Source organism: Arthrobacter sp. 05N33_2, from assembly GCF_056397425.1.
The window spans coordinates 1-13,415 of record NZ_JBFTNJ010000012.1 but is presented as its reverse complement, the minus strand read 5'-3'; the positions used below and the strand labels follow the sequence as shown (position 1 = coordinate 13,415).

Sequence of the window (13,415 nt, the reverse complement as noted above, 5' to 3'; positions counted from 1 at the left end):
GCAGTGCGGCGGTCCGTACACTGCAAAACGTCATGAAAACGAAAACGGGGGCCATTTGTCTGGCCCGGCTAAGCTTTAAGCAATGGTTATGTCTTACATAGATACCGCTTCCACCGTAGACGCTTCGCGGGCGTTTCCGCTGGGGATCAGCGTTCCACATACCGGGTCGCCGGCAGTGGACGATCCCCGGGGCGCGTTCGCCAACGTGGCCGTCTACGCGCCCGGCGTAACCACGCTGGAGATCGAATATCAGGCGCCCGGGGGAACCTGGCAGGTGAAGACACTGCCCAACGTCACCGACGGCGTCCACCACGGAATTGTTGAGGGCATTCCCGCCGGCTCGCGCTATGGCTTCCGGTCCTCCCCGGAACACGAGGCCCTCCCGCTGTCCATGCCCGCCACGAATTTCGATGCCGTCGGCGAGCAGCCGTTGCTGATGGACCCCTACGGCCGGGCCGTCGACGAACGCGAGGGGCTGATCACCAGCGTCCGGGTCGGCAACGATTTCGACTGGGGTCTGGACCGCAGCCCGCGGGTCCCGTGGCGCAACACGATCGTCTACGAGGCCCACGTCCGGGGCCAGACGAAGCTGCACCCGGACATTCCGGAGGACCTGCAGGGGACGTATGCCGGGATGGCCCACCCGGCCATGATCGAGCACCTGATCTCGCTGGGTGTCACGGCGGTCCAGCTCCTGCCCGTGCATTTCCACGTGGACGAGCCGCACCTGCAGCAGCTCGGGTTAACGAATTACTGGGGCTACAACACGGCGGCGTTCTTCGCCCCTCATCCCGGCTACGCCACCGAGGCCGCCCAGGCCGCCGGCGCCCACGCGGTCCAGGACGAGTTCAAGGGCATGGTCAAGTTGCTGCATGCCGCCGGGCTCGAGGTCATCCTCGACGTCGTGTACAACCACACCGCCGAGGGCGGCACGGACGGTCCCACCCTGAGCTTCCGCGGCCTGGGCGAGATGCAGTACTACCGCAACGACGGCCACGGCAGGTACGTGGACACGACCGGCTGCGGCAACAGCCTGAACTTCGGCGAACCCCGCGTCGTACAGCTGGTGCTGGATTCCCTGCGCTACTGGGTGAGCGAGTTCCACATCGACGGGTTCCGCTTCGACCTCGCCGTCACGCTGTGCCGTAACAGCGCCAACGAATTCGATCCGCGGCACCCCTTCCTCGTCGCCGTCGGAGCCGATCCGGTCCTGTCCGGCGTCAAGCTGATTTCCGAACCCTGGGACGTGGGCTACGGCGGCTGGCAGACCGGCCGGTTTCCCGCCGGGTGGGTGGACTGGAACGATCATTTCCGCGACGCCGTCCGCAGCTTCTGGCTCGCCGACCGCGCCGCGATCGACGGCGGTGGTAGCGGCGGCCCGGTGGCCCGCCTCGCGGACGCCCTCTCTGGTTCCGCCCGGCTGTTCGAGTCCTCGGGCCGGTCCCGGCTTGCCTCGCTGAACCTGATCACGGCCCACGACGGCTTCACCCTGGCCGACCTGACGGCCTACGACCGCAAGCACAACGAGGCCAACGGCGAGCAGAACCGGGACGGCCAYGGCGATAACCGCAGCTACAACCACGGCTTCGAGGGCCCCACTGAAGACGGCGAGATCCTCGCCCGGCGCGCCCAAAGCAGGCGGAACCTGATGGCCTGCCTGATGATTTCCCAGGGCGTACCCATGATCACCGCCGGGGACGAGATCTGCCGGACCCAGCAGGGGAACAACAACGCCTACTGCCAGGACAATGCACTGACCTGGATCGACTGGACCAGCACCACGGAATCCCATGCGATGCTGCGCACCACCAAGCGCGTCATCCGGCTGCGCAAGGAGTTTCTGGCCAGCCAGCCGCATGATTACCCGGCGCGTGACAACCAGTCCTACTTCCACTGGTTCGATGTGGACGGCCGGCCCATGTCCGCCGACACGTGGCATGACCCCGGCCACCGGGTGATCCAGCTCCTGCTCGGGTCCGACGACGGGCACGTCGACGGCCTCGTGGTGGTCAACGGCGGCGCCGACGACGTCAAGGTCACCTTGCCACGGCTGAGCAACGAGGACGGCACCGGGCACCGGCTCTTCGAACTCCGCGTGACGACGTCCGAACTCCATGACCGGCGTCAGGGCGCCCGCGTCGCCTCCGGTGAGCGCGACCTCGTCCAGGCCAACACGATCAATATCTACCGCACCTAAATAATTCGAGATTAAGGACCCCATGAAGATTTACTCGGCAGAGACCTGGACCATCGAAGAACTCACGGCGCAAATCGGCGACGCCGGCCGGCGCGCCCTGGTGGTCCCCGCCGCCGACACCAAGCAGGCGGTCCTGGACACGTTCGGCGAGCTCCTGGACGTCCCCGAGGACTACGGCACAGACCTGGATGCCCTGCACGATTCGCTGCACGACGTCGCGGATGYCGTGACGGACGACGGCGAGGCCCCCGTGACGTTCATCTGGCAGGTGCCCGCCGCGCTCCGCGCGGACCGCTCCTTCGGCGTCATCTGCGAAACGCTGCAGGACGCCGAAGGCTACGCCGGCAAGAGCCTGGACGTCATCGCCGTCTGCCTCTAAAGAGAGCTAGCACGCCACGCGGTGACGGTCAGGCCGCGGTGACGGTCAGGCGTTGACGATCAGGCCCAGCTCCGCTTTGGAGGCCAGGGCATCGTTCTTGGGGAGCACACGCACGGTGTAGCCGAAGGACCCCGAACGGTCGATCACCAGCGTGCCGCTGAAGAGGTGCCGGCCCTTGCCGAGGTCTTCGGCGGCCTTGAGCTCCGCGACCGTGATGTCCGTCAGCTCGTCGGTGTCCTCGGCCCGGCCGTAGGCCACCTCAACATAGACGTCGTCCGGTGAGAGCTCACGCAGCGCCACGTATGCATTTACCTGCAGCAGATCGCCGATCTGCGGGTCCTCGGAGACCCCCACCGAGTCGACGTGTTCGACCTGGATGTGCGGCCATGCGGCCCGGACCCGTGAGCTCCATGCCGCCAGGGCCTTGGCCTGGGCGTAGTTGTCCGCCACAGCGTGGCGCCCTGCGATCGCGGCGGGCCGGTACAGGACGTTGACGTAGTCCCGGAGCATCCGTTCCGCGGAAACCGCCGGGCCCAGGTGGGACATGGTGTGCTTGATCATCGAAACCCAGTGCGTAGGCACGGCCTGCGGGCCGGGCTGGGACGGTCCGGCAGCGCCCGCGGCGTCGGATACGGTCAGCCCGTAGAACCGCGGCGCCACCTGCGTTTCGAGCAGCTCGTACAGAGCCGCCGCCTCGATGTCGTCGCGTTCCTCCGGGGAGGCGTCGTTGTTGGCGGTCGGGATCGCCCAGCCGTTCTCGCCGTCGTACATCTCATCCCACCAGCCGTCCATGACCGAGAGGTTCAGCGAACCGTTCAGGGCAGCCTTCATGCCGGAGGTACCGCAGGCCTCCAAGGGGCGCAGCGGGTTGTTCAGCCACACATCACAGCCGGGGAACAGGGTCCGGGCCATGGCGATGTCGTAGTTGGGCAGGAACGCGATCCGGTGCCGCACGGCGGGGTCGTCGGTGAACCGGACGAGGTCCTGGATCATCTTCTTGCCGGCATCGTCCGCCGGGTGGGACTTCCCTGCGATGACCAGCTGAATGGGGTGCGTCTTGTGCAGCAGCAGCGCCTTGAGCCGTTCCGGGTCGCGCAGCATCAGGGTCAGCCGCTTGTAGGTCGGCACGCGGCGGGCAAAGCCGATGGTCAGGACGTCCGGGTCCAGGACGGAGTCCGTCCACGCCAGCTCGGCGTCGGCCGCGCCGCGCTTCTTCCACGCGGCCCGGAGCCGGCGCCGGACATCCTCGACCAGAGACACCCGCATCTCGCGCCGCAACGCCCAGAGGTCCTCGTCGGTGACGTTGTAGGCCAGGTCCCACCGGCCCTGCGCCTCCGCCTCGGCACCGAAGTGGTCCCGCGCCAGCGCGGCGATGCGGGGGTCCACCCAGGTGGGGACGTGCACGCCGTTGGTGACGGAGGTGATGGGGATTTCGGAGTGGTCGAAGCCCGGCCAGAGGGCGGAGAACATCCCGCGCGAGACCACGCCGTGCAGTTTGGCCACACCGTTGGCCCGCTGGGCCAGCCGCAGCCCCATCACGGCCATGTTGAACACGAACGGGTTGCCGTCGGCGAAGTCCTCGCGGCCCAGGTCCAGGATCTTGGCCACCGGGACGTCCGGGGCGAGGCCGGCTTCGAAGAAGTGCTGAATCTGGGAGATTTCGAAGCGGTCGATCCCCGCCGGCACCGGCGTGTGGGTGGTGAACACCGTGGACGCCCGCCCGGCGGCCAGGGCCTCCTCCCAGCTCAGCGGCGCCGTGCCGGACATCAATTCCTGGATCCGCTCGACGCCGAGGAACCCGGCGTGGCCCTCGTTGGTGTGGAAGACTTCCGGCGCGGGGACACCCGTGAGCCGCTGGAACTCCCGCAGCGCCTTGACCCCGCCCATGCCCAGCAGGAGCTCCTGCTGCAGCCGGTGGTCTCCGCCGCCGCCGTACAGGCGGTCGGTGATGCCGCGGGCAGCCTCGTCGTTGCCCGGAACGTTGGAATCCAGCAGCAGCAGCGGCACACGTCCGACGTCGGCCCGCCACACGTGCGCCAGCAGGCGCCGGCCCTGGGGAAGCGGCAGGGAGATCTGGACCGGTTTGCCGTTGCCGTCCGGGGAGGCCTCGCGCAGGAGCGTCAGGGGCAGCCCGTCGGGGTCGAGGACCGGGTACGTTTCCTGCTGCCAGGCGTCCCGGGAGAGCGACTGCTTAAAGTAGCCGGCCTGGTACAGGAGTCCGACGCCGATCAGCGGCACGCCAAGGTCCGAGGCCGCCTTCAGGTGGTCCCCGGCCAGGATGCCAAGGCCGCCCGAGTACTGGGGCAGGACCTCGGTGATGCCGAACTCCGGCGAGAAATAGGCGATGCATGCCGGCGCGCCGTCGCCCAGGCTCTGGTACCAGCGCGGCTGTTCCAGGTACTGGTCGAGGTCATCGGCCGCGGCGTGGACGCGCCGCACCACGTCCTGGTCCGCGGCGAGGCGCTGCAGCTCTTCCCGGCTGACCAGGCCCAGGAAAGTCACGGGGTCGTGGGCGCTCTCCGCCCAGACCCCGGGGTTGAGCCCCTCGAAAAGCTCCCGGGTGGGCGGATGCCAGGACCACCGGAGATTGGTGGCGAGCCGGGCCAGCGGCCGGATCGACTCCGGGAGTACGGTTCGGACGGTAAATCTGCGGATTRCCTTCACCAGCGAAACACTAACGGACAAGTCGTTGCCCCGGAACTGCTTTAAGATTCTTTCCCGTAAATGACGGATATCACTCCGACCAGAACCAGAAACCTCCGGAAAACGTTCGAGGCCTTAGCATTCTGGCCGTTTTGTAGATAACGTCGAGGCTGTGACGAATAACTCGCGAACCAGCGCCGTGTCCAAGCAAAAGCCCAAGGCCCTGATCACGGATGGCCTTCGATTTGGCCGCTTTCCGATCACCGCCGTGCAGCCTTCGGTGGAGGGCGGAAAGTTTCCCGCCAAAGCGGTCGAGGGCCAAACCATTGTCGTGGGAGCCACCGCGTTCCGGGAGGGACACGACCAGCTCGGGGTCAGCGCCGTCCTGCTCGACCCACGCGGCAAAGAGCGGCAGCGGGTCCGCCTCGCCCCGCCGAGCGGACCCCGGGGAATGGGCACGGACCGCTGGGAAGGCCTCCTGACCCCGCCCGCCACTGGCAACTGGTCCTTCGTCATCGAGGCCTGGCACGACCGCTACGGCACCTGGCACCACAACGCCGAGGTCAAGGTGGAGGCCGGCATCGACGTCGAGCTCATGCTGTCCGAAGGTGCCGCCCTGCTGGCCGAAGCCTCCGAAGACGCCTCCCGCCCCTCCGGTGACCGCAGAACGCTGCGGATGGCCGTCGTCGTCCTCTCAGATACGTCCCGGACACCCGAGGAACGCCTCGCCGCCGGCTTCGGCGCCGACGTCGCCGCCGTCGTCGAACGCCAGCCCATCCGCGAACTTGTGACGGTTTCCGAGCCCTACCCGCTGCTGGTGGAGCGAACGCTTGCCGGAGCCGGCGCCTGGTACGAATTCTTCCCCCGCTCCGAAGGTGCCGTGCGCAACCACGACACGGGGGAATGGACCTCCGGCAACTTCCGCACCGCCGCGCAGCGCCTCGACGCCGTCGCCGCCATGGGCTTTGACATCATCTACATGCCGCCGATCCACCCGATCGGCGGCCAGCACCGCAAGGGGCCGAACAACACCTTGATCGCCGGACCGCACGATCCCGGTTCGCCGTGGGCCATCGGATCCCACGAGGGCGGCCACGACGCCATCCACCCGGATCTGGGCACCTTCGAGGACTTCGACGCCTTCGTGGCACGGGCCGGTGAGCTGGGACTCGAGGTGGCCCTGGACCTGGCCCTGCAGGCCGCGCCCGACCACCCGTGGGTGCAAAGCCACCCGGAATGGTTCACCACGCGCGTCGACGGCACTATTGCCTACGCGGAGAATCCGCCAAAGAAATACCAGGACATTTTCCCGCTGAATTTCGACAACGACCCCGCGGGGCTGTCCAACGAAATTCTAAGGATTGTGATGCTCTGGGTCAGCCACGGCGTCAAAGTGTTCCGGGTGGACAATCCGCACACCAAACCCGTCTGGTTCTGGGAATGGCTGATCGGCAAGGTCAATAAGAAGCACCCCGACGTCGTCTTCCTCGCCGAGGCGTTCACCCGCCCGGCCATGATGCACGCTCTTGGCCGGGCAGGCTTCCAGCAGTCCTACACCTACTTCACCTGGCGGAACACCAAGGAAGAATTGGAGACGTACTTCCAGGAGGTCAGCCACGAGTCGGCGGCCTACTTCCGGCCGAACTTCTTCGTCAACACCCCGGACATCCTCACCGAATACCTGCAGTTCGGCGGCCCGGCGGCCTTCAAGATCCGTGCCGCCCTGGCCGCGACGGCAAGCCCCATCTGGGGCGTGTACGCCGGCTTTGAGCTCTACGAACACGTGGCGCGCCCGGGCGCCGAGGAGTACATCGACAACGAGAAGTTTGAGTACAAGGCCCGCGACTGGGACGCGGCGGCAGAATCGGGGCGCACCCTGGCCCCGTACCTGACCCGGCTCAACGGGATCCGGCGCGCGCACCCGGCCCTGGGGGATCTGCAGAACCTGACGGTGCACCAGAGCTCGGACAGCTCCACCGTGGTGTTCTCCAAGCACAAGACCCTCGCGGACGGGACCAAAGACACCCTGATCATCGTCGTCAACGTGGACCCGCACGGCACCCGGGAGAGCACGGTCTCCCTGGACCTGCCGGCGCTGGAACTGGACCCGGAGAACTTCACGCACAACGGCCGTTTCATGGTTGATGACCTGCTGACCGGCGAGAGTTGGGAATGGGGGGAGTACAACTACGTCCGCCTGGACCCGCACGTCGAGCCCGTTCACATTCTTAGCATCCGGAGGTAGTGCCAGTGAGTTTTAGCCCGCAGAACCCGAGCCAGCACTTCAGCCCGAGGGGGAGCTTTGAATTGAATGCCCCGGGCCTCCAGCACGATCCCCTCTGGTACCGCAAGGCGGTCTTCTACGAGGTGCTCGTCCGGGGCTTCGCCGACGGCAACGGAGACGGCTCGGGCGACTTCCACGGCCTGATCGAGAAACTGGACTACCTGCAGTGGCTGGGGGTGGACTGCCTGTGGCTCCCGCCCTTCTTCCAGTCACCGCTGCGCGACGGCGGCTACGACATCTCGGACTACAACTCCGTGCTGGACGAGTTCGGCACCATCAGCGACTTCAAACGGCTCGTGGCCGAGGCCCATGCCCGGGGCGTCCGGGTGATCATCGACCTTCCGCTGAACCACACCTCCGACCAGCATCCGTGGTTCCAGGAGTCACGCAAGGACCCGGATGGTCCCTTCGGCGACTTCTACGTGTGGAGCGACACGGACGAGAAGTACGAAGACGCCCGCATCATCTTCGTGGACACGGAGGAATCCAACTGGACCTTCGACCCCATCCGCAGGCAGTTCTTCTGGCACCGGTTCTTCAGCCACCAGCCCGACCTGAACTTCGAGAACCCCAAGGTCATTGACGCGCTCTTCGACGTCGTGCGGTTCTGGCTGGACCAGGGCATCGACGGCTTCCGGGCGGACGCCATCCCGTACCTGTTCGAGGAGGAGGGCACCAACTGCGAGAACCTGCCGCAGACCCACGAATTCCTCCGCCAGCTGCGCCGGATGGTCGATGAAAGCTACCCGGGCCGCGTGATCATTGCCGAGGCCAACCAGCCGCCCGCCGAAGTGGTGGAGTATTTCGGCACCGAAGAGGAACCGGAATGCCACATGGCGTTCCACTTCCCGATCATGCCGCGGCTGTACTACGCGCTGCGGGACCAGAAGGCGTCCCCCATCATCGAGACGATGAAGGACACGCCGGACATTCCCGAAGGTGCCCAGTGGGGCACGTTCCTGCGCAACCACGACGAACTGACGCTGGAAATGGTCACCTCCGACGAACGCGCCGCGATGCTCGGCTGGTACGCGCCGGATCCGCGCATGCGCGCCAACATCGGCATCCGGCGCCGGCTGGCCCCGCTGCTGGATAACTCCCGCTCCGAGATCGAGCTGATCAACGCCCTGCTGCTGTCCCTGCCGGGCAGCCCGTTCCTGTACTACGGGGACGAGATCGGCATGGGGGACAACATCTGGCTCGAGGACCGTGACGCGGTCCGCACCCCGATGCAGTGGAACCCGGACCGGAACGCCGGGTTCTCCAGTGCCGACCCGGGCAAGCTGTACCTGCCGGTGATCCAGTCGCTGGTCTACAACTACAGCATGGCGAACGTGGAGGCCGAGGCCGCACATTCGGGGTCCCTGCTGCGCTGGACCCGCCAGATCCTGAGCGTCCGCAAGAACCACCCCGCCTTCGGGCTCGGCGGATTCAAGCATGTGGAGGCTGACCACGACGTCGTCCTCGCTTACCTGCGTGAGCTCCCGGAAGGCAACGCCGCCGGTGAGGACGCCGAGACCATCCTGTGCGCCTTCAACCTCTCACAGCACCCCGTGGCTGCCACGTTGCGGGTGCCGAACTTCGCCGGCCGCGGCCTCCGGGACGTCTTCGGCGGCCAGGCCTTCCCGGCCATCGGCGATGACGGAACGCTGACGCTGACCTTGGGCAGCCACGATTTCTTCTGGTTGCGGATCCGTTCCGCCGCCTCCAACCCGGCATCCCCGTTCACACAGGCGATGCCCGTCCTGTCCATCGAGGGTTGAGATGACGCGACCAGCCCTTGCCCCGGCCTTGAGCGGACTGCTTGGCGCCTGGCTCCCGCGCCAGCGATGGTTCCCTGTCAAGACCGCCGAGTTCACCTTCGAACCGGCGGGCGGCCTGCGCCTTGAGACCGCCGCCGGCGGGGCCACGTTCGAGGTGTTGCTGGTCGCGGTGTCCTACCCCACGCCCGGCGGCAGCCGCACCGACGTCGTCCAGGTGCCGCTCAGTTTCCGGCCAGAACCCCTGCCGGGGGCAGAACGCGCGCTGATCGGCGAACTTCCCGGCACCCGCGCTGATGCCGCCCACCAGTGGGTGTACGACGGCGTCCACGACGCCTCCTTCGTCGCCGCCTGGCTGGAGCTCATGCGGCACGGCGCAACGACGCCGTCGGGCAACGCCACCGGCCACCTGGTGGAGTCCGGCTACCGCCTGCCGTTCGCAACAGGCAAGGTCAAGGTCCTCTCGGGCGAGCAATCGAACAGCTCGGTGATCGTCGACGACGAGGACGGCGGCACAGTCGCCATCGTGAAGTTCTTCCGGGTGCTGTCCGAAGGGCAGAATCCCGAGGTTGAAATCGGTGCGGCGCTGACTGCGGGACACACCGCGGAGGTCCCGGCAACCCTTGGCTGGGTGGCTGGCGAGTGGGAGGTGCCGGCGGCCGCAGCAGGGGCGGAGCCGTCAGATGCCCGCCGTCCGGCCACTGTCCGTCCCGCCTCCGGTGAGCTGGCTGTGGCGCACGAATTCCTCGCCGGCGGACTCGATGCGTGGCGGCTCGCCGTGGACGCGGCCAGCCGGGGGATCGGGTTCGCTGCAGAAGCCCACGCGCTGGGCGCGGCCACGGCCACCGTGCACCGCCGGCTCGCCGAGGCCCTGGGCACAGCCGCCGAATCCGCGCCGGGGCAGGACATCGCGCCGGGAGTAGCCGAGCGCGTCCGTCAGTCCTGGGCCCAGGCCGGCCAGGCCGTCGGGCCTTACGAAGAAGCGCTGAACGGTCTCCTCGGCCGGCTCGAGGGCACCAGCGCAGGCCCGCTCCAGCGTATCCATGGCGACCTCCACCTCGGGCAGATCCTGCAGGTGCCCGGCAGCATGGTCCCGGGCGAGCCGGGGGGCCCCCCGCGCTGGGCCATCCTCGACTTCGAGGGCGAGCCCCTGCGCCCCATCTCCGAGCGCAACTTCCCGGACGTCGCCCTTCGCGACGTTGTCGGCATGCTGCGGTCCTTCGACTACGCCGCCGGAGCCGCGGTCCGCGAAAACCCCGGAGCCGTGGTGCCCGGGACCTGGGTGGATGACTGCGCTGAGGCCTTCCTGGCCGGCTACGCCGACGTCATTCCCGGCAGCATCGACCGCGACTCGCCGCTCTTTGTGGCGCTGTGGCTCGACARAGCCCTCTACGAAGTCATCTACGAACTAAGGAACAGGCCGGACTGGCTCTCCATCCCGGTGAACGCATCGCGTCGTCTCCTCGGCAGTACAGGTTCCGGCGTCGCCGCCGAAGCCGCAGCGGAAGGTATAAAAATGACAGGATCAGCACGTATCGATCGGCCCGGCACACCACTGCCCGTGGATGGCGAGACCCTTGCAAGGGTCTCCAGCGGCGAACACCACGCGCCCCACTCGGTCCTCGGCGCCCATCTCGATGACCACGGCCATGTCACCATCCGGACGGTCAAGCACCTGGCGGAAGCGGTCTCGGTCGTGACGTCGGCAGGTTCGACGCCCATGACGCACGAATCGAGCGGCGTATGGGTGGCCGTGATGGAGCCGCTCGAGCGCGGCCATGTGCCGGATTACCGGCTCGAGGTGACCTACAAGGACCACGAGCCCCAGGTCATGGACGACCCCTACCGCTACCTGCCAACCGTCGGCGAAGTAGACCTGCACCTGATCGGTGAGGGCCGGCACGAGCGTCTGTGGGATGTCCTCGGCGCGCACGTGCAGCACTACAAGTCCTCGCTTGGCGACGTCGACGGCGTGTCCTTCGCCGTCTGGGCCCCGAACGCCCAGGCAGTGCGCGTCAAGGGCGACTTCAACGGCTGGGACGGCCGCGAACACTCCATGCGCTCCCTCGGTTCCACCGGTGTGTGGGAAGTCTTCATTCCCGGGGTTGTAGCAGGGGCGTGCTACAAATTTGAACTCAGGACCCGGCACGGATACTGGGTGGAAAAAGCGGACCCGCTGGCCTTCGGCACCGAAGTCCCGCCGCTGACGGCATCCCGGGTGGTGGAGCCCTCTTACGTCTTCAAGGATGCCGAGTGGATGCAGGCCCGCGCCGCCCGCGATCCGCACAACTCGGCCATGAGCGTCTACGAGGTCCACCTCGGTTCCTGGAAGGTGGGGCTGGGCTACCGCGAACTGGCCAAGGAACTCGTGGAATACGTCAAATGGCTCGGCTTCACCCACGTGGAGTTCATGCCTGTGGCCGAGCACCCCTTCGGCGGCTCGTGGGGCTACCAGGTCACCTCGTACTTCGCGCCGACCTCGCGCTTCGGGCACCCGGACGAATTCCGCCACCTCGTTGACGAACTCCACCAAGCCGGCATCGGCGTCCTCCTCGACTGGGTCCCGGCGCACTTTCCCAAGGACGAGTGGGCCCTGGCCCGGTTCGATGGCGAAGCACTGTACGAGCACGCCGATCCGAACCTGGGCGAACACCCGGACTGGGGAACGCTGATCTTCGACTTCGGCCGCAGGGAGGTGCGTAACTTCCTGGTGGCCAACGCCCTGTACTGGCTCGATGAGTTCCACATCGACGGGCTCCGCGTGGACGCCGTCGCCTCCATGCTCTACCTCGACTACTCCCGCGAAGAGGGTCAGTGGCAGCCAAACCGTTTTGGCGGCCGCGAAAACCTGGAAGCGATCTCATTCCTCCAGGAGGTCAACGCCACGGTCTACAAAACCCACCCCGGCGCGGTCATGATTGCCGAAGAATCCACCGCATTCCCGGGCGTCACGGCGCCCACGAGCGGCGGCGGCCTGGGCTTCGGCCTCAAATGGAACATGGGCTGGATGCACGACTCGCTCAAATACATGGCCGAGGACCCGTACAACCGCCGGTGGCACCACGGCACCATCACGTTCTCGATGGTCTACGCCTTCACGGAAAACTTCCTGCTGCCCATCAGCCACGATGAAGTTGTGCACGGCAAGGGCTCCATGCTGCGCAAAATGCCCGGTGACCGGTGGCAGCAGTTGGCAAACCTGCGCGCATTCCTGGGATATCAGTGGGCCCACCCGGGCAAGCAGCTGATCTTCATGGGCACCGAATTCGGCCAGGAAGCGGAGTGGTCGGAGCAGTACGGCCTGGACTGGTGGCTCGCGGACATCCCGGCACACAATGGCATGCAGCTCCTGACCAAGGACCTCAACGAGCTCTACCGTTCCACGCCGGCACTGTACGAGCGGGACAACCAGCCCGAAGGGTTCCAGTGGATCAATGGGGGAGATTCGGACCGCAATGTGCTGACGTTCATCCGCCGTGACGCCGACGGCAACCCGCTGGTCTGCGCCGTGAACTTCTCCGGCGGGCCGCACACGGACTACCTCCTCGGCGTCCCGGCCGCCGGCGAGTGGCAGGAAGTGCTCAACACCGACGCCGCCAGCTATGGCGGTTCCGGGGTGGAGAACACCGGAACCCTGACCGCGACGAAAGACGGCCTGGATGGACAGCCGGCCATGCTCACCGTCACCCTGCCTCCGCTAGGGGCCGCGTACTTCAAGCCGCTGGGCTAGGCGCAGCGCCCGGACAGCAGACCTGGCGCGCGTAGGGAAGTGTTTGCGAGAGGCCCGGAATCCCCGTGATTCCGGGCTTTTCTGCACCGTCTTCGGTGCCGCTTTGTCAGCCGGTCCAAGTGGTGGTAGAGTTTATTTCCGCGCTGCTCCCCGGAGTTGAACGGCCACCAAGACCCAGAAGCCTATGGCAAGAATGAGTCTGGATCGCCGATTTGACTAGGGTGAAGCGGCCGGGTAAGTTTGAAAAGTTGCTCCGGAGCGATCCTTGACTGTTTGTTGGTTGTGGTGGTGCCGGGTGTGTCTGTTGTTTGAGAACTCAATAGTGTGCCAAGTTTGTTGATACCAATTTATTGTATTGAATTGGTTGAATTTGCCGGGCCCGCCACCCCGTGGTGTGGTCTGGTGTTATTTGGCTGGTTTCA

Annotated in this window: 6 protein-coding genes; 5 read left to right on the top strand and 1 reads right to left on the bottom strand. The window is 66.6% G+C overall.

Annotated elements, in window-relative coordinates:
- Positions 1-82 precede the first annotated feature (82 nt).
- Both glgX and AC1DHX_RS08415 read left to right on the top strand, forming a co-directional pair.
- Positions 83-2,197: a glycogen debranching protein GlgX gene (glgX, locus tag AC1DHX_RS08420; protein WP_476850585.1), complete on the top strand. Its 2,115-nt coding sequence runs from the start codon at positions 83-85 to the stop codon at positions 2,195-2,197.
- Between the two features lie 22 nt (positions 2,198-2,219).
- On the top strand, positions 2,220-2,576 hold the full coding sequence (locus AC1DHX_RS08415; protein WP_476899942.1) for a barstar family protein: 357 nt from the start codon (positions 2,220-2,222) through the stop codon (positions 2,574-2,576).
- Positions 2,577-2,621: 45 nt separating this feature from the next.
- Here the strand turns inward: AC1DHX_RS08415 and glgP are convergent, their stop codons facing one another.
- A complete protein-coding gene (glgP, locus tag AC1DHX_RS08410) occupies positions 2,622-5,240 on the bottom strand; it encodes an alpha-glucan family phosphorylase (RefSeq protein WP_476899941.1) in 2,619 nt (872 codons plus the stop codon).
- A 151-nt stretch (positions 5,241-5,391) separates the two neighbouring features.
- Here glgP and AC1DHX_RS08405 point away from each other — a divergent pair, with 151 nt between their 5' ends.
- Genes AC1DHX_RS08405 through AC1DHX_RS08395 form a run of 3 tightly spaced genes read left to right on the top strand, consistent with a single transcriptional unit; the run spans position 5,392 to position 12,993 of the window.
- Positions 5,392-7,464 carry an alpha-1,4-glucan--maltose-1-phosphate maltosyltransferase gene (locus AC1DHX_RS08405; RefSeq protein WP_476860385.1) on the top strand — a complete coding sequence of 691 codons (2,073 nt, stop codon included), beginning with the start codon at positions 5,392-5,394 and terminating at the stop codon, positions 7,462-7,464.
- Between the two features lie 5 nt (positions 7,465-7,469).
- On the top strand, positions 7,470-9,266 hold the full coding sequence (gene treS / locus AC1DHX_RS08400; protein WP_018774200.1) for a maltose alpha-D-glucosyltransferase: 1,797 nt from the start codon (positions 7,470-7,472) through the stop codon (positions 9,264-9,266).
- A gap of 1 nt (position 9,267) precedes the next feature.
- On the top strand, positions 9,268-12,993 hold the full coding sequence (locus AC1DHX_RS08395) for a 1,4-alpha-glucan branching enzyme (protein ID WP_476899940.1): 3,726 nt from the start codon (positions 9,268-9,270) through the stop codon (positions 12,991-12,993).
- Positions 12,994-13,415 lie beyond the last annotated feature (422 nt).